The 25715-nt window shown below is 50.7% G+C and carries 29 protein-coding genes; 13 read left to right on the forward strand and 16 right to left on the reverse strand.

All coding sequences use genetic code 11. The features are described from left to right. Positions 1 to 40 precede the first annotated feature (40 nt). The 6 genes from Pan161_RS30055 (at position 41) to Pan161_RS30080 (ending at position 7163) form a co-directional block, all read left to right on the forward strand. Positions 41 to 358 carry a DUF962 domain-containing protein gene (locus Pan161_RS30055; protein ID WP_145232395.1) on the forward strand — a complete coding sequence of 106 codons (318 nt, stop codon included), beginning with the start codon at positions 41 to 43 and terminating at the stop codon, positions 356 to 358. A gap of 192 nt (positions 359 to 550) precedes the next feature. Beyond that, entirely contained in the window at positions 551 to 2854 is a 2304-nt protein-coding gene (locus Pan161_RS30060) for a TolC family protein (RefSeq protein ID WP_197995602.1), read from the forward strand. 346 nt (positions 2855 to 3200) lie between these two features. Further along, positions 3201 to 4190, forward strand: coding sequence for a helix-turn-helix transcriptional regulator (locus Pan161_RS30065; protein WP_145232397.1), 990 nt, complete (start codon positions 3201 to 3203; stop codon positions 4188 to 4190). 502 nt (positions 4191 to 4692) lie between these two features. After that, positions 4693 to 5178, forward strand: a complete 486-nt coding sequence (gene hisI / locus Pan161_RS30070) for a phosphoribosyl-AMP cyclohydrolase (RefSeq protein WP_145232398.1) — start codon at positions 4693 to 4695, stop codon at positions 5176 to 5178. Between the two features lie 25 nt (positions 5179 to 5203). Further along, on the forward strand, positions 5204 to 6607 hold the full coding sequence (locus Pan161_RS30075) for a hypothetical protein (RefSeq protein ID WP_145232399.1): 1404 nt from the start codon (positions 5204 to 5206) through the stop codon (positions 6605 to 6607). Between the two features lie 55 nt (positions 6608 to 6662). Further along, entirely contained in the window at positions 6663 to 7163 is a 501-nt protein-coding gene (locus tag Pan161_RS30080) for a 6-pyruvoyl trahydropterin synthase family protein (protein WP_145232400.1), read from the forward strand. A 98-nt stretch (positions 7164 to 7261) separates the two neighbouring features. Here Pan161_RS30080 and rpsR read toward each other — a convergent pair whose 3' ends face one another. The 3 genes from rpsR to Pan161_RS30095 all read right to left on the reverse strand — a co-directional run bounded on the left by rpsR (position 7262) and on the right by Pan161_RS30095 (position 8903). Continuing rightward, the gene (rpsR, locus tag Pan161_RS30085) at positions 7262 to 7543 is read right to left on the reverse strand and encodes a 30S ribosomal protein S18 (protein ID WP_044236819.1); all 282 of its coding nucleotides are present in this window, start codon (positions 7541 to 7543) and stop codon (positions 7262 to 7264) included. Positions 7544 to 7662: 119 nt separating this feature from the next. Beyond that, a complete protein-coding gene (rpsN, locus tag Pan161_RS30090; protein ID WP_002644987.1) occupies positions 7663 to 7932 on the reverse strand; it encodes a 30S ribosomal protein S14 in 270 nt (89 codons plus the stop codon). A gap of 164 nt (positions 7933 to 8096) precedes the next feature. Next, positions 8097 to 8903, reverse strand: coding sequence for an SDR family NAD(P)-dependent oxidoreductase (locus tag Pan161_RS30095; RefSeq protein ID WP_232103565.1), 807 nt, complete (start codon positions 8901 to 8903; stop codon positions 8097 to 8099). Between the two features lie 209 nt (positions 8904 to 9112). On the opposite strand from Pan161_RS30095, the gene Pan161_RS30100 reads away from it, so the two are divergent. From Pan161_RS30100 to scpB, 4 genes are all read left to right on the forward strand, one after another. After that, positions 9113 to 9811, forward strand: coding sequence for an NAD(P)H-hydrate epimerase (locus tag Pan161_RS30100; RefSeq protein WP_145232402.1), 699 nt, complete (start codon positions 9113 to 9115; stop codon positions 9809 to 9811). A gap of 194 nt (positions 9812 to 10005) precedes the next feature. Then, positions 10006 to 10761, forward strand: coding sequence for a Crp/Fnr family transcriptional regulator (locus tag Pan161_RS30105; protein ID WP_145232403.1), 756 nt, complete (start codon positions 10006 to 10008; stop codon positions 10759 to 10761). Between the two features lie 158 nt (positions 10762 to 10919). Next, on the forward strand, positions 10920 to 11393 hold the full coding sequence (locus tag Pan161_RS30110; RefSeq protein WP_145232404.1) for an anti-sigma factor family protein: 474 nt from the start codon (positions 10920 to 10922) through the stop codon (positions 11391 to 11393). Positions 11394 to 11469: 76 nt separating this feature from the next. Continuing rightward, positions 11470 to 12225: an SMC-Scp complex subunit ScpB gene (scpB, locus tag Pan161_RS30115; protein WP_145232405.1), complete on the forward strand. Its 756-nt coding sequence runs from the start codon at positions 11470 to 11472 to the stop codon at positions 12223 to 12225. A 4-nt stretch (positions 12226 to 12229) separates the two neighbouring features. On the opposite strand, the gene Pan161_RS30120 is transcribed toward scpB, so the two are convergent. The 11 genes from Pan161_RS30120 to aroE form a co-directional block, all read right to left on the reverse strand. Continuing rightward, positions 12230 to 12724 carry a GNAT family N-acetyltransferase gene (locus tag Pan161_RS30120; RefSeq protein ID WP_197995603.1) on the reverse strand — a complete coding sequence of 165 codons (495 nt, stop codon included), beginning with the start codon at positions 12722 to 12724 and terminating at the stop codon, positions 12230 to 12232. A 137-nt stretch (positions 12725 to 12861) separates the two neighbouring features. Then, complete coding sequence (locus Pan161_RS30125) at positions 12862 to 13683, reverse strand: hypothetical protein (protein ID WP_145232407.1); 822 nt, start codon at positions 13681 to 13683, stop codon at positions 12862 to 12864. Between the two features lie 162 nt (positions 13684 to 13845). Further along, on the reverse strand, positions 13846 to 14100 hold the full coding sequence (locus Pan161_RS30130) for a hypothetical protein (RefSeq protein WP_145232408.1): 255 nt from the start codon (positions 14098 to 14100) through the stop codon (positions 13846 to 13848). Positions 14101 to 14139: 39 nt separating this feature from the next. After that, positions 14140 to 14607 (reverse strand): hypothetical protein, encoded by a 468-nt coding sequence (locus Pan161_RS30135; RefSeq protein WP_145232409.1) that lies wholly within the window; start codon positions 14605 to 14607, stop codon positions 14140 to 14142. Positions 14608 to 14683: 76 nt separating this feature from the next. Beyond that, the gene (locus Pan161_RS30140; protein ID WP_145232410.1) at positions 14684 to 14965 is read right to left on the reverse strand and encodes a hypothetical protein; all 282 of its coding nucleotides are present in this window, start codon (positions 14963 to 14965) and stop codon (positions 14684 to 14686) included. Positions 14966 to 15028: 63 nt separating this feature from the next. After that, positions 15029 to 15469 carry an NUDIX hydrolase gene (locus Pan161_RS30145; RefSeq protein ID WP_145232411.1) on the reverse strand — a complete coding sequence of 147 codons (441 nt, stop codon included), beginning with the start codon at positions 15467 to 15469 and terminating at the stop codon, positions 15029 to 15031. 42 nt (positions 15470 to 15511) lie between these two features. Then, on the reverse strand, positions 15512 to 15955 hold the full coding sequence (locus Pan161_RS30150) for a DUF6188 family protein (RefSeq protein ID WP_145232412.1): 444 nt from the start codon (positions 15953 to 15955) through the stop codon (positions 15512 to 15514). A 65-nt stretch (positions 15956 to 16020) separates the two neighbouring features. Next, positions 16021 to 16410 (reverse strand): hypothetical protein, encoded by a 390-nt coding sequence (locus Pan161_RS30840; protein WP_197995604.1) that lies wholly within the window; start codon positions 16408 to 16410, stop codon positions 16021 to 16023. Further along, on the reverse strand, positions 16382 to 17203 hold the full coding sequence (locus Pan161_RS30160; RefSeq protein ID WP_145232413.1) for an ADP-ribosylglycohydrolase family protein: 822 nt from the start codon (positions 17201 to 17203) through the stop codon (positions 16382 to 16384). The genes Pan161_RS30840 and Pan161_RS30160 overlap by 29 nt, the downstream gene beginning before the upstream one ends. A gap of 94 nt (positions 17204 to 17297) precedes the next feature. Then, a complete protein-coding gene (locus Pan161_RS30165) occupies positions 17298 to 17735 on the reverse strand; it encodes an SMI1/KNR4 family protein (protein ID WP_145232414.1) in 438 nt (145 codons plus the stop codon). 333 nt (positions 17736 to 18068) lie between these two features. Next, complete coding sequence (gene aroE, locus Pan161_RS30170; protein ID WP_145232415.1) at positions 18069 to 18926, reverse strand: shikimate dehydrogenase; 858 nt, start codon at positions 18924 to 18926, stop codon at positions 18069 to 18071. A 236-nt stretch (positions 18927 to 19162) separates the two neighbouring features. On the opposite strand from aroE, the gene Pan161_RS30175 reads away from it, so the two are divergent. After that, positions 19163 to 20362 (forward strand): tetratricopeptide repeat protein, encoded by a 1200-nt coding sequence (locus Pan161_RS30175; RefSeq protein ID WP_197995605.1) that lies wholly within the window; start codon positions 19163 to 19165, stop codon positions 20360 to 20362. Positions 20363 to 20384: 22 nt separating this feature from the next. On the opposite strand, the gene metF is transcribed toward Pan161_RS30175, so the two are convergent. After that, positions 20385 to 21278: a methylenetetrahydrofolate reductase [NAD(P)H] gene (gene metF / locus Pan161_RS30180; protein WP_145232417.1), complete on the reverse strand. Its 894-nt coding sequence runs from the start codon at positions 21276 to 21278 to the stop codon at positions 20385 to 20387. Between the two features lie 474 nt (positions 21279 to 21752). Between metF and ahcY the strand changes: the two genes are divergently transcribed. Both ahcY and Pan161_RS30190 read left to right on the forward strand, forming a co-directional pair. After that, positions 21753 to 23084 carry an adenosylhomocysteinase gene (gene ahcY / locus Pan161_RS30185; protein WP_145232418.1) on the forward strand — a complete coding sequence of 444 codons (1332 nt, stop codon included), beginning with the start codon at positions 21753 to 21755 and terminating at the stop codon, positions 23082 to 23084. Positions 23085 to 23279: 195 nt separating this feature from the next. Beyond that, on the forward strand, positions 23280 to 24299 hold the full coding sequence (locus Pan161_RS30190) for a sugar phosphate isomerase/epimerase family protein (RefSeq protein WP_145232419.1): 1020 nt from the start codon (positions 23280 to 23282) through the stop codon (positions 24297 to 24299). 83 nt (positions 24300 to 24382) lie between these two features. On the opposite strand, the gene Pan161_RS30195 is transcribed toward Pan161_RS30190, so the two are convergent. After that, positions 24383 to 25429, reverse strand: a complete 1047-nt coding sequence (locus tag Pan161_RS30195) for a fatty acid desaturase family protein (protein ID WP_145232420.1) — start codon at positions 25427 to 25429, stop codon at positions 24383 to 24385. Positions 25430 to 25715 lie beyond the last annotated feature (286 nt).

Below are 25715 nucleotides of genomic sequence, written 5' to 3' on the forward strand. Positions count from 1 at the left end.
ATGGCCGACGCTTACATTTCACTCCAATCAGGGATTCTCCATGATCCAGCGTTTTTACAGTAATTACCTGCTCCGACACCAGAACAGAGTCAATCAGATCCTGCACCTGGTGGGCGTACCCCTCACTTTTGGAGGGCTGATCGGATTCGGGATCGCTGGACACTGGATTTATGCGGGAATGGCCTTCTTCGCAGGCTACGCCTTACAGTTTCTGGGGCACGCCATTGAGCAGAATGACGCAGGCGAGCTCATTTTGATCAAGAAACTATGTGGTAAACCCTACACGGAATTCGGACCTCGGACTCAAATTCAACAGAATTTTGACCAATCGTCAAAAAAGTCAAGTTGTAACGATTAAACAGCCGATACCGAATGTAGTGATTTTACCGAGAAGACTGCCTGCCCTGCGCTCTTGCGACCATTTCGCGTTCAGGTTGCCTCGCTCTTTTGGTAATTTCTCCTTGAAAGTACTATCGATTATGAACTTTAAGTGATTATGAATAAACACTTTGTGTCCATAATCCCCGTTCATGTCTTGAAGGATAACTACATGAACCTTCGCCAGAAGTTACACCAGTTTTTCTGTGGATGCCTGATTACCAGCCAACTTGTCGGCTGTCATGGTCTGGGTACCGATACCGATCTGCATTATCTCGGAGATAAAGAGCTCCAGTATTATGAAGATGTCGCCACGAAAATTGAATACCCGGCGGTCTACGATCAGACTCCTGAAGAAATCACATTTTCAGGAAAACCACGGACTTTGACTGACCGTTCACAGGATGAAATCTGGGATTTGCCCCTGATGGACGCGATTCATCTGGGTCTGGCAAACAGTGAAGTCATCCGTGTCTCCGGAACTCTGGGAACGAATGGCAACGCGTTATTAAATAATCCGGATGGCACGCCTTCGATTTACGACCCTTCTATCCAGGAAACCAACGTCCTGTTAGGCGGATCTCGCGGTGTAGAAGCGGCGTTGTCTGCATTTGATACTACCTTTACTGCCAATATGCTCTGGGGACGCTCCGAACAGGTTCAGAACAGCCCGTTTTTTGGTGGAATCCCCGGCGGTACACTCACACAGGAAACCGGACAATTCCAGTCTGGACTCTCCAAAACATTCGCGAACGGCGGTCAGTTTGCCCTGTCGCATAACTGGAACTACACAGGCAGTAACGCCACCAGTCAGTTGTTTCCCTCTACCTATGCCGGAAACGCGGGACTGTCTTATCGCCAACCGTTCCTGGCAGGAGCCGGCGTTGACTACACCCGGATTGCGGGTCCGATCGGTTCCGGATTCACCGGGATTACCGGGGTCAGCCAGGGGGTCGTGATCGCCCGTATCAACAACGACCTGGTACTGGCAGACTTCGAACGGAACGTACGAAACCTCATTTCTGATATCGAAGAAAGCTACTGGCAACTCTACCTGGCATATCGCCTGTACGATACTCAGGTGGTGGCTCGTAACTCAGCACTTCGCAGCTGGCGGGAAGCCCATGCGAAACTGGAAGCCGGTGGTACCAGAAACTTCAAACCGGCTGATGAAGCCCAGGCCAAAGACCGCCTGTTTGAAACACAGTCACTGGTCCAGTCAACACGCAGCGACATCTATACGGCGGAAAGCCGTTTTCGTCGGCTGGTGGGACTGCCTGTCAATGACGGAAAAATCATTCGACCGATTGATGACCCGATCGCAGCCGAATTCACTCCCGACTGGAGTATGTGTCTGACCGAAGCACTGGTGCATCGCGTCGAATTACGGAAACAAAAATGGAGCATTAAGAGTCTGGAATTTCAGAGAATGGCTGCCACCAGCCTGACAAAACCACGGTTGGACCTGGTTTCCAGCTATCAGGTGAATGGTTTCGGCGATCGTCTGCTGAGCCAGAAAAACACCGATGGCGTCACTTCACAAGGTCTGCATAGTGCTTATGGAACCCTGATGGATAATGACCAGGACAGCTGGACCGTTGGCTGGGAATTTAGTATGCCCCTTGGTTTCCGTTCGGCACATGCTCAGGTGGAAAACCTCGAATTCCGCCTGTCAAAAGCACGAGCCGTTCTCAAAGCACAGGAAATGGATGTCAGTCAGGAACTGGCGATCACATTTCAGGACCTGACCAAAAACTATGCGACTGCACAGTCCAACTTCAACCGCTGGCGTGCAGCCCGCAGACGTGTGGAACTGTTTGACGCTGAAGTTCAGGCAGGAACCACAACACTCGATACCCTGTTGCGTGCTCAGTCGTCACTGGCTGCCGCCGAAACAGAATACTATCGCTCACTCGTTGCCTACAATGTCGCGATCAAGAACCTCCACAAATGGAAAGGTACATTGCTGCAACATAACAATGTACATCTGATGGAAGGGGAATGGTCACCGGTTGCCTACCAGCAGGCCGTCCGACGTGCCTGGGCCAGAACGCACGGAGTCGATGCTCACAAACTGCGAAGCAAACCGGAACCATTTGTTTCGGACGGGTATATCGGCGAAGTGGGTGTCATGCCTGCAGCCGGGGGTCAGTCGTTCTCTTCAGAACAGGACGGAATGACACCTGAGATGCTGCCGGTTCCGGAACCGACAATGGCCCCGGAATATGCCCCACCAGCGCCTGCGACATCGGGCCAGCCGGAAGCACGTCTGCAACTCAACGATGGTCTTCAAACTCGAAACCCGTTTGTTCAGAACGATATTGAGAACGCAGTCAGAGTGGCCCTCGAATCAGGGCCACCCGAGCCTCAGACCGGAATCAAACGGATTTCTGCAGTACATGAAGAGCTGCCGATTGCCAATACTGAGAAAAACATCGATGTCGAACTACTGCCTGCCACCCGTTATGTCGAGTGAGCCCTCAACAACGAATGTTCGCATTATCGCGGTCATACAGCTTTCTCTGGCCGCAATTTGCACATTTGACTAATTGAAAAGACGTTTACGAATTTCAGTATGCATGGCCGTAAACACGTGCTAGTTATAAGACATAACTTTCGTTTGATTCATAGCTGACGCGTGTCTCATTCAGATATTCCAGTATCGATGTCCATCTCCATCGATGGTTGTTTCCAGATATTGAGCTGCCTTGGCGCTTACGAAACCTCCTTTTCGTGAGAAATGCTCGGGCAATTCATACCGAGTTTCGGGATTGAACACCCGCCACTGACCAGGCCTGTGGAAAGCATACAAAAGATAATCAATGGTGGCTGGACGAATTCATCGTCTTCTGAGACTGATTGCGCTATTACAGTCGGGACGTATTTACAACTCTGCACAACTTGCCAGCGAATGTGAAGTCAGTCGCAGGACCGTCTTCCGAGACCTGAAAACACTTCAGGAATCGGGAATCTACGTCCTGTACGATGATGAAAAACAGGGGTATTCGCTTCCCTGGAGAACCATCGTTCCGTTCAAAGACCTCACTTTCGAAGAAGTCCTTGCGCTGTTTGTGCTCAGCCAGGACCTCGACAAAACCATCGTGGGTTTGCCTCTGAATGGCAGCGCCCGCTCCGCTTCTGCCAAAATCCTGAGCAGTTTACCCGACGCATTGCACGATAAAGTGATCGAGGCGGCCCAGTCCATCTCGATCTGGCTGACTCCCTGCAACCCGGCGATGCGGAACGAATTACATTATAAAACCCTGCTTAAAGCAGTCACATCAAAACAAAACGTGCGTTTACATTATGAATGCCCGAGAGAACAAAAGACGGTCTCCACCATGCTGAGCCCGTATCATATGTTGTATTCGAATCGCGAGTGGTTCGTAGTGGGACGCTCCTCTGTCGATCGAGGTATTAAAGTATTTCCGATTCTGAATATTTTAAAATCTGAACTGCTGGAAGAATCATTCAAAAAACCATCCCGCTTTAAACTCGAACGTTATCTCGGCAATACCTGGGATCCCGTGAGGCAGTCACCCAGGACCATGCCTGTGAAAATTCGCTTTCAAAGCAGTGCCGCTCAAATTGTCTCCCATATCAGCTGGGATCCGTCACAGGAAATTCGAAAACTCAAGGGGGGGGCAATCGAATTCCGGGCAAGCGTGGATGACCTGGAACAGATAACCGGCTGGCTGCTGAGCTTTGGAAGTCAGGCCGAAGTGATCTCACCCCCCTCACTGCGAAAACTGGTCAAAACCCGTATCTCGGAAATGACACAAATTTACAGTAAGAACTCAAGCCGAAACTGATTTCAAAAAACATGGCGAACTTCTTCCTCAATCAGCTGTCTAACCTCTTACATCACCCATAAATGGCTCCCTCTGATTTTATAGAGATCGCGCATGTATACCAATGCTGGCTCCAGAGCCGATTATTCTGTGAAACCTCTCAAAATCCCACATCAAACTACTGACCTGCCTCACCATTAGGTTTACTATTTCAAGGTAGGAAATCTGTACCTCAGAGCAGGAAATCTGCTAATTTCCGCTTGAACAGCGCCTGAGAACGTGTGTCTGACCGCAGCCATTGCGTATGATGTAACCAGCCACACTGTTTCATCCCCCCCAGGATTGAGATTCATCCCGTCCCGGGGAGATCCCGTTAACCAGACCAGAGCAACCACGGGTTTCAGAAGCAAACTCGAAGAGTGCTCTGCCAACAGTTATAAACCCATATTTCGGGTAGTAAGAAGTGGAGAATCTCTCCACAGTCAGACAAAAAGATCGTATCGAAGTGAGGAAAGACAAAATCATGTCAGAAGGTATTCAATTCGCTGCACGCACAACCGTCGAGCAGGTGGAAGAAGGAAATGAACTGGCCCCCAAATTTGATCAGGACGGTTTGATTCCTGTAGTAACGACCGACTATACGTCGGGCGAACTGCTCATGCATGCTTATATGAATGAGGAAGCGCTCAAGAAAACCATCGAACTGGGTGAAGCCGTTTACTGGAGCCGCAGCCGTCAGGTACTCTGGCACAAAGGTGCCACCAGTGGACTGGTTCAAAAAGTCAAAGCACTATTGATTGACGACGACCAGGATACCATCTGGTTACGCGTCGATGTCATGGGTGGCGGAGCCAGCTGTCACGTTGGATACCGTTCCTGTTTCTACCGCCGTGTGCCCGTTGGAGAAGAAACAAAAGAAAAGGGTCTGTCGCTCGAGTTCACTGAAACAGAAAAAGTATTCGACCCGAAAGATGTCTATGGAGACGCTCCGAATCCAACAAAACTGTAACTCGTGTAACGAACACAGGTGACCTATGAGCCAATTCAGTCGACGTGATTTTCTCGCTGCCTCCCTGGCAGCGACTGGTACTGCGTTTTCCCTTGATGAGTGGGCCTTCGCGAATCAAGCTGATACAACCCGCAATCCGAATCTGCATATCGCAGCCTTCCGGTTTGACGTTTCTCCTCCCAAAGGACATTCCCTCTGCGGAGGCTGGATCAAACCGGTCGTCGGATATGACGATTCCCTGGAAGCCATCGGCTACGTCCTGCTGGGTGCCGGCAAACCGATTGTCGTCTGCGCCGTCGACTGGACAGGGCTGTTAAACGATGCACATATCGCCTGGCGCACTGCGCTGGCCGAAGCTGCGGGCACAACCATTGATCGGGTCGCCGTCCAGTGCGTGCATCAGCATAACGCTCCGTTCGCCTGCCTGAACGCCGAGCAGATTATCCTTGAACAGGGTGACCTGCCGCATATTGTCGAACTGGATTTCTTCAATGAATGTCTCGACAAAGCCCGCAAGTCAGTCACCACGGCGCTCCCTAAAGCGGAGCCTGTGACGCATGTTGCACACAGCCAGGGGAAAGTCGACAAGGTCGCCTCCAACCGCCGGATTGACCGCGACAAGGCTGGCAAAATTGTCCGCATGCGAGGCAGCAGCTGTAAAGATGAGCGTCTAAGGAGCATGACCGAAGGGACCATTGATCCGTTCCTGAAAACGCTCGCCTTTTACAACAAAGACAAAAAGCTGGTCTCCTGCCATTACTATTCGACACATCCCATGAGCTATTACGGCGATGGACGCGTCAGTAGCGACTTTACCGGCATCGCCCGCAAGCAGCGCCAGCAGGAAGAACCGGGCTGCACGCACATCTATTTCACAGGCTGTGCCGGCAATATCTCTGCCGGTAAATACAATGATGGTACCAAGCCCATGCGGGGGATCCTGGCGAAACGAATTTATGAAGGCATCATTGCCTCCGAAAAAGGGCTCAAACCGGAACCCGTCGGTCAGCTGACCTGGAAAACTCATGACATTTTGCCTCCCGTTCGCAGCACTTTGAACGTAGAAGAATTGACGAAGACGATTTCCAACAAAGACAACAGTGTCGTCAACCGAAATCGGCCCTCCTACATGCTGGCCTGGTTACAGCGGGTCGAGAAAAAAATTCCGATCACGCTCAGTTCGCTGCAGATGAACGACATCAAAACACTGCACCTGCCGGCGGAGAGCTTTATTGAGTACCAGTTGCGTGCCCAAAGCATTCAACCAGATCAGTTCATCGCGACAGCCGCCTATGGAGATGGCGGCCCCTGGTATATTCCAGTAGCCGAAGAATATCCCGCAGGTGGTTACGAAGTCAGTGTTGCCTTCTGTGATCCCGGTATCGATACCGTGATGACACAGGGTATGAAATCACTGCTGGACAGTTAAAATTATTTACGAAAATCATAACGAATCACGTTTATAACGAGGTCGAAATAATATCATGGGTATGACAATCATGCGGCGGATCAAGTTTAATGCGGGTCACCGCTTATTCCGCCATGAAGGGAAATGCCAGTTTTTTCATGGTCACAACTATGTTGCCGACTTTTATGTCACCGGTCCCGATACGGACGCGGTCGGACGCATCATCGACTTTGCGCACCTCAAAAGCCTGCTCAAAGGCTGGATCGATGAGAACTGGGATCACGGCTTCCTGCTCAACATCGAAGACGAGAACGGCTTAAACGCCATCCGGATGGTCGAGCCCACCAAGTACTTCGTACTGCCATACAATCCCACTGCGGAAAACATGGCCCGCTATTTACTGGATGAAGTCTGTCCGAGCCTGCTCAACGATCTGGGAGTCCAGGCGGTCAAAGTCGTCATCTGGGAAACGGAAGAATCGTGTGCCGAAGCAACCGTCGATCAGAAAGACAAATCTGAACACAGCCTGCTCGATGCGTTTCAGACCGATTCGTTTCCGACCGGCCTGCACTGGTAAGCTCTGCCGATTGAATTCAAAGGTTTCAAGCAAACAAAAAAAGCTCTGGACTGATCGGGTCCAGAGCTTTTTTTGTTTATCGTTTCTCGCTTTACAGCTTAGTCTTCTGCAACGTAAGGCAGCAGACCGATGAAGCGGGCTCGCAGCACAGCTTTACGCACAGCACGCTGATACAGGGCTGAGGTGCCAGTGCGACGACGAGGCAGAATACGTCCTTCACGATCCAGGAGAGAACGCAGGGTTCTCAGATCCTTGTAATCGACATAGACGGGACGTGGGATGTTACCATCCGGGCAGAACCGACATTTGAGCTTCTTTTTCAGACGAGCTCGTTTTTTCCGCCGTTTGACAATCTCTTTACGTGATAAACCGACTGACATTCTGTTTTCCTTTTTCATGCGCCGTAAACGAGGGACACCCGAAAGCCGGGGCGACGCTGATTTCATGTTGCTGGCTGGAATCGAAGATCACACTCTTCGATCTCGTGGGAACGATCAGCTTACCAGCTTGATTTCTTCATGCCGGGGATCAGGCCATCTAAAGCCATATCCCGCAAAGCGATACGCGAAATCTGGAACTTGCGATAGTTGCCACGGGGACGTCCGGTCAGCTGACACAGACGACGGAGACGGGTTTTGCTGGAACTACGAGGCAGTTTAGCAAGCCCTTCGTAATCACCTTTGGCAACCAGTTCAGCCCGTACAGCGGCGTACTTTTCAACCAGTTTTGCGTTTCGTTTCTGTTTTTCAATCTTCGATTTGGAAGCCATTTATATACCTTCTGCGACAAATTCCAAAATAGGGAACGACAGTTATATCGCCTGCCACGCCAGATCGTCAACTTGGCGGGCTGTTTTCAATGCAGAATCAACTAAAAAAACGCAAACTTCAACGTGAACCCAGGCATCCGGGCACGAAAAAGTGTACATGCGCGCTATTTTTTCTCTTTGGGGGGCTGTGGACGAAAATACTTCATCGATTCCACCACCACCGTCCGCCGAGTTGCAATGCGGACGAGAAGCGACAGAATATAGTTTCCCCAGCCGGATACCGAATACTGGCGTTTCTTCTCCAGCGCCTTGATTCCGGTTTTGACCACCTGATCGACGGTCTGATAGCGATGCTTCTTCAACCAGCCTTCGACGCCCGCGACATCAAAAAATTCCGTCTGTGTTGTACCCGGGCACAATGCAGTCACCGTCACACCCTGATCTCGGGCCTCCGCCCACAAGCCTTCGCTGAAATGCAGCACATAGCTTTTACTGGCCGCATAGGCCGACATGTAGGCGACAGGCTGAAACGCAGCAACAGAGGCAATATTGATGATTCCCCCGTGCCCCCGTTTCATCATCTCGGGTAGATAACAGTAGGTCAGCTCTGTCAGGGCACCGATATTAAGCCTGACCATCTGCATCACCCGTTCCTGATTGGTTGACGCGATATCGGAAACCACACTGAAGCCCGCATTGTTGATCAGCAACTCAACCTGCACTCCCCGTGTTTTGACTTCTTCATACAGCCGGGCAGGGGCATCCTGTTCTGACAGGTCCAGTACAACCACTTCTGTTTTCGTGCCATGACGGGTTAACAGCTCAGCAGCCAGTTCTTCCAGCTTCTCTTTTCGGCGGGCTGTCAGCACCAGATGCATTCCACGAGCAGCCAGCCTGTGCGCAAACTCAAGGCCGATTCCGGATGAAGCACCCGTAATCAGAGCCCATCGATCAGAATATTCATCTATCACTGCTGACTCTCCAGAAGTATCCTGTTTGGAGACTGTGGTTTCCATTTTGAAAAGAGGTCGGGAAGAAGTGCTGCCCGCGTCCTCGGAGATCGTAATTCAATTTCCCTCTGTTGAAAACCCCGTAACCACTGATAATAAACTTACTTTGATCGATTTTTCACCCTTTACTAATTGCACAATCGCTTCAGAAACAGAAAACGAGGAGAAAAATGCCCCCTGTCAGCAGACTCAGCCGGGACGAAGTACGTAGTGTTGACCAGCGCACCATTGAGGAATTCGGGTTGCCCGGCATTGCACTCATGGAGAACGCGGGCCGCGGTGTGTTTGAACTGCTCGTCTCACTGAAAGCAACAGGCCCCGTAAAGATTTGTGTGGGTAAAGGCAATAATGGCGGCGACGGTTTTGTCATCGCCCGCCATCTCGATAACGCCGGGATCCCTGTCGAAATCTACCTGCTGGCTGATCCCACAGAACTTAAAGGGGACGCCGCCATCAATTTTCACGTGGCGCAATGCATGGAGATCGACATGCAGTTCGATCCCGTCCTGAACCAACCGGAGGCGTTTCGTGATTTCCTCAATTCAGCAGACTGGATCGTTGACGCTCTGCTGGGAACGGGCGTGCAAGGTACTATTCGCGAACCCTACTCAACCGCCATTTCGATCATGAATCAGGCCCCCGGCTTTAAGCTGGCGGTAGATCTGCCCTCAGGCCTTGATTGCGACACCGGTCTGCCACGGGGTGAATGTGTTTTCGCCCATCAGACTGCAACATTCGTCGCCGAAAAAAAAGGTTTCGCCAATCCTGATTCCCGTCAGTACACGGGAACCATTCATGTTCTGCAGATCGGTGCACCACGCAAAATAGTGCAGGATCTCCTGCAAAAACAGGATTCCGGCGGGAATTGATCCGTTTTCCGCTCTCTGCTCAATTCAACGCAAACTCAAAAAATAGCCCGTTTCAGTAAAACGGGGGTTCTCAAGACCGCTTCTCACGCTGTATATTAGGTAGCAGACGGTGCACGGGATTTCCGGAATCTACAACCACTGTTGGCTTTATCATGTCATTCCCTGTGAACGGAAACAGGGCAAGGTTCGTCTCCATGGACAAAAATTTCTGGTATCTGAAGAACTGCGATCTCTTTGAACGCTTGAGTCAGGATCAGATTGCGCATGTCGAACGTAATTCCTCGGTTCGGAATTTCGCACGTGGAAATATGGTTTACCTCCCTACAGAAAGCAGTGATTCGGTTTACCTGCTCCTGTCCGGAAGAATCAAACTCTATCATCTGACCGGCGAAGGAAAACAAGCCCTGCTGGCATTAATCGAACCGGGTGAACTCTTCGGGGAACTGGCCATTCTGGGTGGAGGCGAACGTGAAGAATATGCGGAAGCCATGCTGAAAGCCTCGATTCTCCGCATTCCCGGCCAGATTATTCAGGATCTTATGGAACATCATGCGACCGTCTCGCTGGGCGTGACCAAGCTGATGGGCTTACGACGACAACGGATCGAGCAGCGGCTCAAATCACTGCTGTTTCGCTCTAACCGCGATCGTCTGACTCATTTACTGCTCGAACTGGCAGAAAAATATGGCCGTTTCACGAATGAAGGGATTCTGATCAACATCAAACTCTCACATCAGGAACTGGCGAGCATTATCGGCAGCACACGGGAAACCGTGACCGTTCTATTGGGTGAACTTCAGGATGAACGCAGCATTGATATCCAGAAGCGACACATTATCTTACGGAAAGCCCGGTATCTTGCACATTCAATTGATTTTAAACTCACACCCGCCTTCCAGTCTAAACCAGATCAGTCGGGTGAATTCGTCCTGAGAGGAGCGGAAGCCTGAGATAAATCCCGCCATTCCCCCCACAGTGAGCTGAAATGTAGGGAAACTGTATGCTATCTCACAGATCACACAAGCACTGACTACGATAATAAGAGTGAGGGGAAAAGTCCCAAAAGAAAGAAGGCAGAATTCCTGCTGATGTAGCAGGAGGTTTTAACATGAACAAAAACAACCCAACACAATCCTCAGCTCATACCGATACAGAATGGCGAGACTGCGCACCTGGTGACTTGTGTCAGTTTGTGTCAGTGATGAAGAAACGTAAACAGATCAGTCACCTGATCACCGGTGCCGAGATCCTGACGGTCTGTCTGGTCGTAGGGCTGATCGGCTTTGTCGGCATGAACCAGATGTCGGGCTCTGCCGGTACTTCTGGCGATCAGATTGCCGGGAAAAAAATGCCCGGAGGTATTAACTGCCAGCAGGCACTCGACTATGCGAATGACTTTATCGCACATCGGCTCGATACACATACCCAGCAGCAGATGCAGGTCCATCTCGCCCATTGTCCCAAGTGCCAGAAAAAGGTTGATGAAATCGAAGCAAATATGCACAATAAGCCGGCCCAGCTGAAAGCCGCCAGGCAGAAACAGGCTGACTGGGAAGCGTATGTGCTGGCTTTGAATCACTGAACCTCTGCGAAGACTCACTGATCGCCCGGTTGGCACTCTGAACTTTGATGTCTGATTCCCTGAAAGGATTGAGGGAATGTCTGTGGAAGAAGAACAACCAGCCAACGACGACTCCAGCTCCAATGAAGACGACTTTCTGGCCGCCTTCGCTGCGAGCAGTCAGGTCGATGAAGATCTCGACGCCGATTATGAACGGACGCTGGAAGCCATCGAAGCCGTTGAACGGGATCTGGAACTGCCCGACGAACCTGCCGTCGAAGAAGCTGTTGAGCAACCGAAAAGCAGCAGCACCTCCGTGAAACGGGAAGCCCGCATTCCCCCGCGTCAAATTATCGAAGCGGCCCTGTTTGTCGGGGGTAACCCGCTGACGACCAAGAAGCTCTGCTCGCTGCTCAACGATGAATACTCCTCGTCCTACGTCGACGATTTGCTCGATGATATTAATCGCCAGTATAACGAAGAAGCACGCCCGTACGAGATCCGCATGGAAGAAGGGGGCTACCGCCTGATTCTCCGGCACGATTTCGAACGCATTCGCAACCGCGTGTATGGCTTCGGCCCCAAAGAAGTCAAACTCTCGCAGGATGCCCTCGAGGTCCTGGCGCTGGTCGCCTATCAGCAGCCGATCACTAAAGATCAGATCATCGAAGCCGGCAAAGACAAAGCCAACGGCATCCTCCGCCAGTTGCTCCGCCGCGAACTGATTGCCATCGAACGCACAGATGAGAAAAAAGCGGAAGTCAAATACATCACCACCGCCCGCTTCCTGCAGGTCTTCGGCTTAGGCAACATCGAAGAACTGCCCTACAGCGAATCGTTGAGTCATAAGTAAATCATCAGACTCGATACTGACCCATGATCACAATATCCTGATAGGCGCCATCGATGTATCTCGCGAACCGCTTCACACCTTCCACCTGATAACCGTGTTTGCGATACAGGTTCAGCGCGACTTCGTTATCTGCAAACACTTCCAGCTCCAGCCGCTTCAACCCCTGTTCCCAGGCATGCGCCATCGCGCGTTCCAGTAAACGGTTGCCGATTCCCTGGCCGCGGTGTTCAGCCAGGACACCCATGCCCAGCCGCGCAACGTGACTGACGGATTCGCGCACGTGGGGAATGAGATCGGCCCAGCCCACGATCTGCTCCTCAATCACTGCCACATATTGCGCATGATTCTGTTCGATGTTGTGTCTGACGTACGCCTCCATGTTCTCCAGTGAAGGGGGTTCCACGGTCAGCAGGTATTTCCTCTCAGCCGCCACGCGAGTTAATGCTTCACGGAATCCGGCAATGTCTTCCAGTTCGATTTGTCTGACTCTGAAGCCCATGATTCGGGACTCGTCAAATGTAGTAACACGATTGAAGCACGGTCTGGTCTGATACAATCCCATGTAATGAGGGTTACAAACACGTAATTCAATGACACGCTCCCGAGGGAACTTGTTCGGTTCAACCTGTCAGAAGCTCAGGCAGATTTACTGCCTCGACTCTTAAACACGGAGATCAGCAAAAACACGACGCCGGCGATAATCCACTTCACTATACCCCGATATTTGCGAATTCCGCCTCCTTCGACGGAACCTGCCGGGGGCTTAGGGTTACTGGCCATCACCGATTCAGACCAGTCTCTGCCAGCGCTTTGGGTCCAGCTGAGTTCATCCTGAGGCGCATAGCAGTAGAGAAACAGTACTTTGCCGTCTGTATCCAGAAAGGTCGTCGTACAGCAGACCACATCATCCAAGTTCTCCCCCGCCGCGGAGACATTGTAGGTCACGAACATGGAGAACGCCATCGCATTCGGAACATCGTAATGCGGGTCGAGAGGCACCACCTGCGAGACCTTCATCGCAAAATCCATATCGAACTCTTTACTGATTCCCTGATTCAAATTATCAAACAGATCAGGTAACTGCTTCTTCAACGTCTGTGTGATTTTCTTGTTTTCCTCGATCGCTGCTGCTTTCAGTTTTACGAAATCTCCGGTACCCAGCTCCGCGGTTTTCAATTTTTTATTCACCTTCAGCATGAAGGTCCTGTCGAGGGGCGGCATCTGTCCCGCTTTCGCTGCGGCGACATCCGATTCAGGAATATAATAGGCCAGCAGATCGTTGGCAGGATCAGCCAGATTGCGCGCCAGTCGATAAACGTCGCCCATGTCAGGAGTCACCCGCGCATAACCTGCCGGAGCCGGGACTTCAATTTTTTTATCACCGATTGTGAAACTGTCTGCAGAAACGGTGGAATGAAAACAACACAGCAGCATGATACCTGTCAGCAGAAATTTCATCGGTGTCCTTTTTCTGTTCCTGAACTTTCATCGAATAGAGACATCCGAATATCATGCCATAATGTTCCTGATCCCTCCAATGAAAAATGTGTAAATTCAGTCAGACCAACAAATCGAGGGAACAGATCATTCGTGATCTGAAGGTCTGGAGACCAGTCTCAGTCAATCAGAGTTCGCGTTCTCTTCCGAAGCCACGCCAGACCAGAGACGATACCCGGCCCAGACGGCAATCCCCAGCCAGGCAAGCGACCACAGTCCCAGCGAACGGTACATCGCCATTCTGCCTTCCATCCCGCCAACATTGCGCGGCAGAAAGATTTCACCCACAATCAGGCTCGCAAAGCCAAGCAGGGCACATAGAGAGAACACGATCAGAAAAATCCAATACTGTTTTCGGGTAATGGGAAACGCTTTCATGCTGGCACCTTAATACAATGACTCCTGTTAAACACAACATCACTCCAGACGTAATTCCACTGCCTGAAGACCGCCGCAGCTGAGTCGTTTTGTTTTTCCTTTCTCCAGAAATGTCCGGATTTCGACCGCCTCGGTTTTGGTGAGCTGGGTGCCTGCCTCTGGTGTTCCTTTCAGCTGAGCGACGTGTTCGGTCCAGCGCAGTTTGAGCAGCGCCCGGTATTTTCCATTCTCCGCCGGTTTGATTGTCCCCTTGACCCAGACGCCAAACTTCAGGTCCTGTTCCCCTTGAAATCCGGGCTCCAGGCCGCCGGAAAAAGAACGGATCTTTCCCTGGGGGTTCACTTGCAGGTCACAGTCCACCAGCTGTTTCACCTTGCCGGACTCAGTCTGCTCCAGCAGTTTGATTGTAAAGAACTGTTTTTCTTTTGATTCATCTGCAGCCGGTGTATTTACAACGGTGAAACCGGTGATCAGCAGACACATCAGAAACGTTACTTTTTTCAACATCAGCGACTCCTTTCTGATTTTCATCGAGGCGTAAAAAGCGGTTGGAAAATTCTGGGGTTTTCCCGTTTACAAAAGCTCAGACACGTTCTGGCTGATTTTTTGTGTAGGTTTCTTCATTAATCCCCCGCACCTGATCGCGCCAGGGGATCCAGTGATAGGCCTTGTCTTTGGTAAAATACGAGCGGATCATCTCGGGGGTCACGCCATCATTCAGTGCGTTCGTCATTCTCCCCACACGAATCAGTTCGTAACCAATCACCAGCAGAACGATCAGGCCGCCGCCACTGAATCCGACCAGACAGCCCATGATCAGAAACGGCCAGTTGATTAACGCAGGATACAGATCGATTTTTTTCATTCTGCTTCACTCAAATTAAAAGTGCTTTTTCGAAGGGAGCGACCGAGAGCTGCTTCGATCCCCTCAATCATCCTGTAACAGAATCTGACACAAATCATCGTAAATCGTCGGCGGTACCAGTCCCTTCCGTATCGAAGACAACTCTTCACCCGCAAACCAGGTTATCTTAAAGGTCGCGCCATCCGACTCAATCCCTTCGGCCGGCAAGGCAGCTTTCACAGAATCAGAGATGCGGCACTGATAATGATACATGATTTCATGTTCGGGAACCCCATTAAACTCGAAAATCGACTCATGAAAATTGAGGAACTCAAGCGTCTGATCTTTCAGCCCCAGCTCTTCAAACAGCTCCCGCGCAGCGGCATTCTGCAGCCTTTCCCTGAATTCAACGCCTCCGCCGACGGGAATATAAAACTGGAATTTCCTGATGGGATCAAACCCCTCAGAGAGCAGCACCTGACCCCCGTGGATCAGCGATATAATGACCTTCGTGCGAATCTGCATGACAAATCGGTTCTTTCAATGGGTCAAGGTCCCTGTTTCTTGTCAGGAAAAAACGATCAGCCTTCCGTGATCTCCATGAACGGAAATGGGATGTTGGCTGGACGTAGTATTTGGCGCGGGACACCGAAAGTGCCACGCTTCATAACCGGTTGTCGATTTTATTTCCAGACGCTCCCCGGTTGCAAACTCTATACTCAGACAACCATCTTGGCGGGCAACTGCGGCTGTCAGCCGACAACCGAGCAGGTAATTCAGGCGTTCCAGATCCGCGCGCCAGAAACCGGTTCCTGGCTTTGTACCTGGCAGCGTGCGTGAACCATCTGCATCGGTGATTTGCAGTTCGTCCTCCAACTGGATCAGTGATCGTACGGATTCTTCGTCTTCAAAGACCAGGCCCGTGAGTCCGGTTTCCTGAAAAGCGATCAGTGTAGCACCCGCGATAGGCAGCAGTAGATCGCGTCCGCTATAGCTGAGCTTTTTTTTCATTTTCCCACCTGATACGCTTCCCCGCTTTCAGGGAACTTTGGTTCATAAGGTATTTTGGCTTTATGCTATGCTGTCATCGAACGAAAAGCCACTTCGCCCCACTGCGTTTGAACCGTCTCCGATGCTTCTTTCGGGATTTTACGCCATTCATTCGCCAGGAAACGGATCTGATCTGGTTCCAGCCAGACTGCAAGCAGACCTTTTTCCTGTTCCAGCTCCGCGCTTGTGCCCTTGCCGTCATCCCGCAGCCGATCACGGGCTGCTGCCAGCAGTGTTTCATAGTTTTGCAGGAACGGCTCAGTCAGGGCCTGTTCCAGAACTGCCTGAAGATTCCACAACGCACGCATCTCTGCCTGATCCTCAATTCCTAATATCGAATCTTCCGAGAATCTTGAAAGCAATTCGAACAGTACCAGTGCCTCATCTTCAGTGAGATTCAGTTGCATCGTTTTCATTTCTATCTGACTTCAGGGGACTGTCGGTAATAAAACGGTCATGAAACGTTTGCAACATATTCCGAATCCGGTCATCCAACAGGGGTAAGACCTGTTGTGATATTTCTTCAGGCACGCCCCCATAAAAGGGTTCGGCGATCGCACCGGCGATACAAGCCATCGTGTCGGCATCGCCGCCCAGTGAAATTGCATTGCGGATGGCAGATTCGAAATCGGTTGACTCCAGAAAGGCGATGATCGATTCCGGCACAGAACCCTGACAGGAAACATCAAACACATAATGCGGGCGAATCTCTTCCAGTGTTCGCTGCAGATCGTAATGGAATTTATCCTCGACATAATCCCGAATCTCTGCTTTAGTTTTTCCTGTGCGTGCCAGAAAAACGCAGGCTGCCGTTGCCTGGGCGCCGTAAATCCCCTGTTGATGGTTGTGGGTTACCTCAGCTGACTGTTTTGCCAGATACAAACAGCTTTCTATCGTTTCAGCAGCATACGCAACCGGGCTGACACGCATGGCAGATCCATTTCCCCAACTCTGATAGGATTCACGTCGGCGCAACTGTGCCCAGGAAAGAAATGTATGCCCGTAACCGGCGTCCGGATAGTGTCGCACATAGCGATGAAATGTTTTGACGAGATCCGTATCGTTCAATAACCAGTCCGCGACCGCCGTGGTCAGTACGGTATCATCAGTAAATACAGACTCCTCCCGGAAGAGATAAAATTGCGTCGACTTGGTCGGGAAGTGCTCGTAATACGATCCGATCACATCTCCTGCGATTGCACCCCACATTAATTATAACTCACTGATTCTGGTCGATAAAAAATGGTTTTACCTTGAAAGTGGAGCATGAAATTCCTCATTAGAAATAAGAGTGATGCAGCATTCATAACAACAGCTCTCCAGTGAGCCAGCGTTCCAGATACGCCGACAGCGACGGGGCACAGCAGGTTCGACTGTCTTCTTCGTGGTTCCAGACAAACACATCGAGTCTGCGGATTTCTCCTGCCTGGATCGGATAGGCGAACTGATCCCCATTGCCGGCATCCGCAAAGAAGAGCAGATGATCGAAAGGCATATACAATTCCGGAAAATCCGGGTACTCGCGAAACTCTTTATTTTCCCGGACAATACGCTCCAGCGGCCAGATCAGCCCCAGCCCGTATTCGCCTTCGACCCCATTGGATTCCTGCAACAGACTCGCCAGGTCCTCTGGTAGAACGACTCCCAGTTCGGCTTCCGCCTGCTTAATTTCATGCGGCTTTGCACCGGGAAAGAATTCGGCTTCGCTGCAAAACTTCAGAATCTGATCTTTCCAGGACATGATTGTGTTTCCAAAAATAACGATATGAAATCAGCTGATCATCATTTCAGAATACCAACTCTGAAAATGGGGCTCAAGAAATTTCTCAATACAACCAATCTCATGGGTGACACCGAATGAAATTCGGTGTTGTCGGAGACAACAGGCGGTTGTAGTGTGAACATTGTCTGTTGATCAGTTTAGCCTTACTCTGTCTGGAGTGGGTAGGAAACACGGCTCTGTTTTGAGCGCGTGAGCTGTAACCTCCTGCTCGCTGCGCTCGGCCCGAATTTTATTCGGGCCCACCCAAGGTTATTGGAAACCTGTTCCCGTGATAACGCTTGTGAGTTTGAGTCAGACGCCGAAAACTTCTTCGAGCGCAGCCCGCATGACTTTGGGATCGGGGTCCACGCCGGTCCAGAGTTGAAAACCGATCACGCCCTGGTTGACCAGCATGCCCAGGCCGTCGAGCGTCGGACAGCCGATTTTGGCTGCTTCACGGAGCAGATGGGTTTCGGGAGGATTGGGGATCACGTCCGAGATAATCATGTTCGGTTTGAGTGAACTGAAATCGAGGGGGAAGACCGCGTCCACATCAGGATACAGGCCAATTGAGGTGGCGTTGATGACGACATCGACATCATCAGCCAAAGTAAAATCGCCGTCCCATAATTCGAAGCGGGTGCGCACTTCGGTTTTTTCATTCAGCAGCTTCACCAGCGCTGCGCCGCGCTCGGCACTGCGATTCACGATGGTGATTTCCGCTGCTCCCGCGAGTGCCGTCTCCACGCCAATCGCCCGGGCTGCTCCGCCGGCACCGAACATCACAATCTTCTTCCCCTGCGGATCGGTCACTTCTTTTAATGACTGTACGAAACCTTTGCCATCCGTATTATCACCCAGCAGGTGATCGCCCTGGCGGACAATACAGTTGACGGCTCCCATCATCGCCGCCGCATCGCTGATGCCGTCCAGGTATTGAATGACTTCGACTTTATGGGGAATCGTCAGATTGGCCCCGCGAAAGCCCATCGCCCGCAAACCTTCAACCGCCTGTTCCAGATTTTCAGGCGCGACCTCAATCGTCAGATACCGCCATTCCAGACCACAAGCTTGGTAAGCCGCCTCAATCATACACTGGGTCGGGTTCTCTGCCACTGGCTGCCCGAAAACGCACGTCAGTTCCTGCTTGAAATTCAACGGCTTCGTCATGATGTCACAAGTTCCTGAATTCGAGTTGAGCAAAAAGCGAGGGAGTGGAATGGATCTGAGCTGCCTTCAGAAAGTCCGAATAAGAGAGTCCATCATACGCAGGTCCGTTTCAAGTCACAACTTTACCCGATCCTCCGCTTCCCTGATTGCAGCCGGTCCACTTCCCGCGTAAACTGAAAGCTTTAATAGCGACTCTCTCAGTCACATTTGGAAATTTGTCCGAAAGAACTCCACGTTTGAAAAAACGAGTATTTATCACCCTGGCAGTACTTTTGATTCTGTTGCCTGTCTGCATTTATTTTTTTGTGGGCTGGAACGTGAGATCCAATGCGCATGTCACCCTGAGTCGCGCACAGCGGTTTCTGGCAGAAGGCAAGCCGGACGTTGCCCTGGAAGAAATAGACTGGCTCCGCTGGTTCGAACCCGATCAACGCCGCGCGCAACTTCTGGCGGGTGAATGTTTTTTTGTGAAAAAGGATTATCCGGCGGCGATCAAGGCGCTCGCTCAAATAAGCGAAACCTCTCCTGATTACCGTCGCGCCTCGTTTGCGCTGGCACGCAGCTACGAAAGTATCGCAAAGCTGGCCGAGGCAGAACGGATTTTAAAAGCGCATCTGACTGCCTTTCCCGATTCGCAGGAAGCGGTCACACAGTTGCAGTGGATCTATTTCAATCAGATTCGTCTGCGCGAGTTGGAAAACCTGCTGGAGCGCAGCCTGGAGACCTGCCCGAACCAGTTCCTCCAGTTGTATCATCTGCTGAATACCGAACATAAAAATCCGATCGCGCAGGAATCGATCAAACTGTTGAACCGCATCAATGAGAAAGAACCGGGGCAGCCCTCCATTATGCGGGCCCTTGGTTATTGTCACTGGAAGCTGGGAGAGATCGAGCAGGCAAAATCCTATCTGGAAGCGGCTCGAAAGGCGGAACCAGAAAACACGGAAACAATGCTGGTCCTCTTCGAATTTTATCTCGAACTGGGAGAACTGGAAACAGTCCAGCGGTTGTTGACGGAATTAGAACAGCAGTCAGAAGATTTTCAGAGGCAGCTCCAGCAGGATGATCGCTGGCTGTGGCTGCAGAGTCGGCTGGAACAGCAGCAGGGGAAAAACTCTGCTGCGCTGGAATCCATTCAGACAGCTTCGCGTCTGCATCCGGAAGAGATCAAATATCTGCAGCAGGAAGCCATGCTGCTGCAGGCGCTGGGCAAAAAAGCAGAGGCGGCAGAGAAATTTCAACGCGTCAAGCAGCTGGCCGCCAGTCATCGGGAGCTGTATAAAATCGTCTCCAGCGGTGCGCTGGAATCACCGGACGTGCAGCTGGCCCAGGAAATCGCAGGTCACCTGAAAATACTGGGCCAGCAGAAGCAGGCAGCTGCCTGGCAAAATCTGGTACAACAATTCCAAAGTCGGCAGCCCACGCCGACTCGCTGATTCACGCTGGCAGCGTCCCTGACTACGTTGCAATATTCTCCTGGGTCTCCGGAAAACCGAGGGCATCGAATATCCGTTTGCAGGCCTGTGAACGATTCAAGACATAAAAGTGGATCCCGGGCACACCCTCTTTGATCAACTGCTCGCACTGGCGGATCGCATATTCCACCCCAATCTCAAACTGGGCCTCCAGATCATCTTGCGCCGCTTCCAGTTGGCCTACCAGATCGGCGGGGAACTCGGAGCTGCACATCGACATGATACGCTGAATCCGTCGATACTCGGTGATCGGCATGATTCCAGGAATGATCGGTCGGTCGATTCCCGCTTGCGAACATCGTTCGCGAAATTGATAAAAGTGTTCGTTGTTGAAAAACAGTTGCGTGTAAATCGCATCAGCGCCGGCATCTACTTTCCGTTTCAGGTTTGTCAGGTCAACGTTCGCGTCCGACGCTTCCGGGTGACACTCCGGATAGCCGGCAACGCCAATTCCCATCTTGGGAAAATGTTCTCGAATCAGTGTGACCAGCTCATTGGCATACTTCAGCCCCCCATCCGCGGGAACAAACGTTTCCTGCCCGGCAGGAGGGTCACCCCTCAAGGCCATGATATTAGTGATGCCTGCATCGAAGGCGTTCTGCAGCCACTCGACCAGTTCCTCACGGGTCGAATTTACACAGGTGAAATGCGCCGTTGCTGTATTATGCAACTGATTCTGGATCAGCGCACACAATTCGATGGTCCGTTTACTGGTAGACCCCCCGGCTCCATAAGTACAGGAAACAAAAGCGGGTTGATAACGGATCAGCTCCTCCAGCGTTTTAAACAGCTCTGCATCACCACTTTCATTGCGTGGAGGAAAGATTTCCACAGAGAGGCCAAAAGTCCCATCCCGGTATAATTCACTGATTTGCATTGTGTTTTCTTGTCTTTAGAGGGTTTAAATTCGTCTGCTTTGATCTAAAATCTGACAGGCTGACTGTGGCGTAGTGTATAAATTATGTGCTTTGCAGGTCAATAAACCATTAATTTCTATTGCCAGTCTGCTTCGTATTACCTATCTTGCTGTGAGCATAGGTGAATATTTCACGTTTTTCAGTTGACTTATCCAGCTCCGGCAGTCTGTTGTCTTTACAAACAGGAGCATGAGCAATCATCTATCAAGGCCGTCTAAATCCTTCAGAAATGGAGACATCCATCTGAAGAAACAAGCCAGATGGAATCGATTTCAGAGCAGTGTGACTCTGTTACCTTTAATCATAGCCGAATCTACTGATCCTGATCAGTGGAATTCATTCTGTTAGTATAAAAATGCCATGGTTCAAGTCGGTTTCTACTTGAATCGAAGTCATATACTCCCCTTTTCCAATTGAATCAACAAGGATTGAGAATGTCGACCGAAACCAACTCACTGCCGTATAAAGTAAAGGACTACAGCGCAGAAGAATTCCAGAAGCTCGCTGCCTGGGGTCGTAAGGAAATTGAACTGGCTGAAACAGAAATGCCAGGTTTAATGTCATTCCGGAAAAAATATGGCAAAGAGCAGCCATTAAAAGGGGCGCGCATTGCCGGTTGTCTGCACATGACCATTCAGACGGCTGTCCTCATTGAAACTCTGACCGCTCTGGGCGCGGAAGTCCGCTGGTCCAGCTGTAACATTTTCTCTACCCAGGATCACGCTGCTGCTGCCATCGCAGCGACAGGTGTCCCCGTCTTCGCCTGGAAAGGCATGAACGACGAAGAGTTTGACTGGTGTATCGAACAGACTCTGTTCTGGCCCGATGGTCAGGGGCTGAACATGATCCTCGACGATGGTGGCGACCTGACCGTCATGGTTCACGAGAAGTATCCTGAACTGCTGAAAGGAATTAAAGGCCTGACCGAAGAAACCACCACTGGCGTGCATCGTCTGCACCAGATGTTTGAGCAGGGCAAACTGGGTGTGCCTGCGATCAACGTGAATGATTCGGTCACAAAGAGCAAATTCGATAACCTGTATGGCTGCCGTGAATCACTGGCAGATGGCATCAAGCGTGCCACCGACATTATGATCGCAGGTAAAGTTGTTGTTGTCTGTGGTTATGGTGATGTCGGTAAAGGTTGTGCCGACGCCATGAAAGGCCTGGGAGCCCGAGTTCTGGTCACAGAAATCGATCCTATCTGTGCCCTGCAGGCTGCCATGGAAGGTTTTGAAGTCACCACGATGGAGGAGGCTGCCAGCCGCGGCGATATCTTCGTCACCGCTACCGGATGCTGTGATATCATCTGTGGCGAACACCTTGATCAGATGAAAAACGAAGCCATTATCTGCAACATCGGTCACTTCGATTCCGAGATTCAGATCGCCTACCTGAAAAACCGCAAAGACATCGAACAGATTGAGATCAAACCACAGGTTGATAAATTCGTCTACCCTGATGGCAAAGCTCTGATCGTGCTCGCAGAAGGTCGACTGGTTAACCTCGGTTGTGCCACGGGACACCCTTCATTCGTGATGTCCAATAGCTTCAGTAACCAGGTCATCGGCCAGATTGAACTGTGGAACGAAACTGACAAATACGAAATCGGCGTCTACATGCTGCCCAAGCATCTGGATGAAGAAGTCGCCCGTCTCCACCTGGACAAGCTGGGTGTGAAACTCTCAAAACTGTCTGACAAGCAGGCCGAATACCTCGGAATTCCCGTCGAAGGTCCTTATAAGCCTGAATACTATCGCTATTAAAAGCGATCGTACTCTGAAAACTGCATTCTGCAAAACCCTCCGGATTAACGTTCATCGTGATCCGGAGGGTTTGTTTTTTACCTAGAGAAAACTTTGATTGTCTCTTTGTGAATGAGTTTTTATAATCTCAGAAGCTTACTGGAGTTAAGCCAGATCCTGCAACAGATTTCTTTTCGAACAGAGAAAGACCGCTTCATGACACACATCACTTCACGCCGTGACTTTCTGAAACATACATCCGCATTCACTGCCGGGCTCGCATTTTCCAGCTGGGCCAGTTCCGCTCAGGCAACAACTGCGCTCAACCAGCCGCTGTTTGACATTTCACTGGCCGAATGGTCTCTACATCGCGCATTGCGTGGGGGGAAGCTCGATAACCTTGACTTTGCGAAGGTCACCAAAGAAGAGTTTGGCATCAATGCGGTCGAATATGTAAACCAGTTCTTCAAAGATAAAGCCAACGATGAAAAATATCTGGCTGAGATGAACAAGCGGGCCGCTGATGTCGGCGTGAAAAATGTGTTGATCATGATTGATGGAGAAGGGGCGCTCGGCGATCCCGATGCAAAGAAACGGGCCCAGGCGATTAAAAATCATCACAAGTGGGTGACTGCTGCCAAAACACTCGGCTGTCATTCCATTCGTGTGAACGCCCGCAGCAATGGCAGTTACGAAGAACAGCAAAAACTGGCCGCCGATGGCCTGCGTCGCCTGACCAAGTATGCAATGAAATACGGCATCAATGTGCTGGTGGAGAATCATGGCGGCCTCTCTTCCAATGGAGCCTGGCTGGCTGGCGTGATGAAAATGGTCAACCTGCCCGAATGTGGAACACTGCCGGACTTCGGTAATTTCGTACTCGATCGTAAAACAGGCGAACAATATGATCGCTATAAAGGGGTTAAAGAACTGATGCCTTACGCCAAGGCCGTCAGTGCCAAAACTCACGATTTCAACAAAGACGGAGATGAAATCAATACGGACTACATGAAGATGATGCAGATCGTCCTCGACGCCGGTTACCATGGATATGTGGGGATTGAATACGAGGGCAAGGTACTCGACGAATACGCCGGTATCAAAGCCAGCAAAAAGCTGCTGCTCAAAGTCCGGGAAGAACTGACTCCGGAAGAGACTGCCGATCCCTGCTGCCCTCAGGAAAGTTACTACGCTCCCCGACGTGGTCTGTTCCGTCGCCGTCTGTTTCGCAGATAAGTCGCGGCGACATACTGCCTGATCCAAAAAAAACGCCCCAGTGTCGAAGTGACAACTGGGGCGTTTTGTGTATCTCGATTTTGTTACGAGGCCCGATGGACCTTAGAGACATCACGATCAGAGAGAATCTCGCGTGCGACATCCGTCACAAAGTTATCTGCACCCAGCCATTTTTCTTTTTTCGGAGCAGGGGCCCCGACGTTCATTCCGACACCCGGATTCCATAAAGCGGGCAGGGTATGTTTAATGGCTGACATATAAGTTGTGAACACAGGATACTTCGTGTCAGGATTATCCTGCTGGTAATTATCCATCTTTTCCACAAGCTTGTTATGAGCAATTTTGGGATGTCGATGGTGAGGGCCATGCACGAAAATATCAAAGTTAATATAAGTACAGACGCGGGTAATCAGGTTGGAACCAATCACAGTGCGTGTACCCAGCAGGGGATCGTAACTCTGCATTCCCAGATGTTCTGTATATTTGCGAAAGGTCTGAATCACGCTGGCAATCCAGTGGGGAATTACCCAGGCCATCAGGAAGGGAACCCAGACGGAAAACCAGGTAACGGCACCCAGAATGGCTGCCCAGACGACCGCCATAACCGCGTATTCAATCCGCATGGTTTTGATCACCTTGGGATTTTTGACTGGTGTGTTTTTACTGAAGCAAAGGCGGCTGTAAACAAATGGGGAAGTCACGAATCCCAATGGCAGTTCCAGCCAGCAGAAAATGCGACGAAACGTCAGGGATGTTGTCGGATCCGAATAAGGCCACAATTCCCAGTCACCTGGTTTATTCAAGTATGCATGATGGCGAATATGGGCTTCCCGGTAGGCAGTGTAAGACACAAACAGCATTGTGCCAATGGCACGGCCCAGCATGATACTTACCCAGGGCTTGCCACATATGCTCTGATGGGATGTTTCATGGAAACAACTCGACCAGCAGAACATGCTGTAGGCAGCAACCAGTGTACAACCTACCACAAACGGCCAGGCTGTTGTCGGCCACTGCAGAGCCAGAGCCGTAATGGCTGCTGAACCAAACAGAGAATGTAAAAAACGGGGAGTTGTCGACTTAGTCTCGAGATCAGTAATCTCTTTGGCGGTAAAATGTGTAACCGACATGGCACGTACCTCCTGGTTGTGCTCAAACTTTCAAAACGGCTCGTTAAAATACGTATCGGAAAGTTGAGTCCAAAGACCATCAAGTGAAATGCAACATTTAGCCCACTTCACATTGAGACTCAGTAGTTTCTGCCTAAGCTACCCATTCTCTCCGACACAATAACAATAAGTCGAAAAAACGGATGATGCATAATTGAAACACGTAACAAAACAGGTATTTTACACATTAAAGGACATCTACACAGAATACAACGATTTTATTGGTTGTGCAGAAGAAATGTGAGCA

The organism is Gimesia algae (assembly GCF_007746795.1).
In the GTDB taxonomy this organism is placed as follows: Bacteria; Planctomycetota; Planctomycetia; order Planctomycetales; family Planctomycetaceae; genus Gimesia; species Gimesia algae.

Bases quoted from the DNA above. Each gene is read 5' to 3' on its own strand.
- Pan161_RS30055 (WP_145232395.1), top strand. From the start codon at position 41: ATGATCCAGCGTTTTTACAGTAATTACCTGCTCCGACACCAGAACAGA.
- Pan161_RS30060 (WP_197995602.1), top strand. From the start codon at position 551: ATGAACCTTCGCCAGAAGTTACACCAGTTTTTCTGTGGATGCCTGATT.
- Pan161_RS30065 (WP_145232397.1), top strand. From the start codon at position 3,201: ATGGTGGCTGGACGAATTCATCGTCTTCTGAGACTGATTGCGCTATTA.
- hisI (WP_145232398.1), top strand. From the start codon at position 4,693: ATGTCAGAAGGTATTCAATTCGCTGCACGCACAACCGTCGAGCAGGTG.
- Pan161_RS30075 (WP_145232399.1), top strand. From the start codon at position 5,204: ATGAGCCAATTCAGTCGACGTGATTTTCTCGCTGCCTCCCTGGCAGCG.
- Pan161_RS30080 (WP_145232400.1), top strand. From the start codon at position 6,663: ATGGGTATGACAATCATGCGGCGGATCAAGTTTAATGCGGGTCACCGC.
- rpsR (WP_044236819.1), bottom strand. From the start codon at position 7,543: ATGTCAGTCGGTTTATCACGTAAAGAGATTGTCAAACGGCGGAAAAAA.
- rpsN (WP_002644987.1), bottom strand. From the start codon at position 7,932: ATGGCTTCCAAATCGAAGATTGAAAAACAGAAACGAAACGCAAAACTG.
- Pan161_RS30100 (WP_145232402.1), top strand. From the start codon at position 9,113: ATGCCCCCTGTCAGCAGACTCAGCCGGGACGAAGTACGTAGTGTTGAC.
- Pan161_RS30105 (WP_145232403.1), top strand. From the start codon at position 10,006: ATGGACAAAAATTTCTGGTATCTGAAGAACTGCGATCTCTTTGAACGC.
- Pan161_RS30110 (WP_145232404.1), top strand. From the start codon at position 10,920: ATGAACAAAAACAACCCAACACAATCCTCAGCTCATACCGATACAGAA.
- scpB (WP_145232405.1), top strand. From the start codon at position 11,470: ATGTCTGTGGAAGAAGAACAACCAGCCAACGACGACTCCAGCTCCAAT.
- Pan161_RS30120 (WP_197995603.1), bottom strand. From the start codon at position 12,724: ATGGGCTTCAGAGTCAGACAAATCGAACTGGAAGACATTGCCGGATTC.
- Pan161_RS30125 (WP_145232407.1), bottom strand. From the start codon at position 13,683: ATGAAATTTCTGCTGACAGGTATCATGCTGCTGTGTTGTTTTCATTCC.
- Pan161_RS30130 (WP_145232408.1), bottom strand. From the start codon at position 14,100: ATGAAAGCGTTTCCCATTACCCGAAAACAGTATTGGATTTTTCTGATC.
- Pan161_RS30135 (WP_145232409.1), bottom strand. From the start codon at position 14,607: ATGTTGAAAAAAGTAACGTTTCTGATGTGTCTGCTGATCACCGGTTTC.
- Pan161_RS30140 (WP_145232410.1), bottom strand. From the start codon at position 14,965: ATGAAAAAAATCGATCTGTATCCTGCGTTAATCAACTGGCCGTTTCTG.
- Pan161_RS30145 (WP_145232411.1), bottom strand. From the start codon at position 15,469: ATGCAGATTCGCACGAAGGTCATTATATCGCTGATCCACGGGGGTCAG.
- Pan161_RS30150 (WP_145232412.1), bottom strand. From the start codon at position 15,955: ATGAAAAAAAAGCTCAGCTATAGCGGACGCGATCTACTGCTGCCTATC.
- Pan161_RS30840 (WP_197995604.1), bottom strand. From the start codon at position 16,410: ATGAAAACGATGCAACTGAATCTCACTGAAGATGAGGCACTGGTACTG.
- Pan161_RS30160 (WP_145232413.1), bottom strand. From the start codon at position 17,203: ATGTGGGGTGCAATCGCAGGAGATGTGATCGGATCGTATTACGAGCAC.
- Pan161_RS30165 (WP_145232414.1), bottom strand. From the start codon at position 17,735: ATGTCCTGGAAAGATCAGATTCTGAAGTTTTGCAGCGAAGCCGAATTC.
- aroE (WP_145232415.1), bottom strand. From the start codon at position 18,926: ATGACGAAGCCGTTGAATTTCAAGCAGGAACTGACGTGCGTTTTCGGG.
- metF (WP_145232417.1), bottom strand. From the start codon at position 21,278: ATGCAAATCAGTGAATTATACCGGGATGGGACTTTTGGCCTCTCTGTG.
- ahcY (WP_145232418.1), top strand. From the start codon at position 21,753: ATGTCGACCGAAACCAACTCACTGCCGTATAAAGTAAAGGACTACAGC.
- Pan161_RS30190 (WP_145232419.1), top strand. From the start codon at position 23,280: ATGACACACATCACTTCACGCCGTGACTTTCTGAAACATACATCCGCA.
- Pan161_RS30195 (WP_145232420.1), bottom strand. From the start codon at position 25,429: ATGTCGGTTACACATTTTACCGCCAAAGAGATTACTGATCTCGAGACT.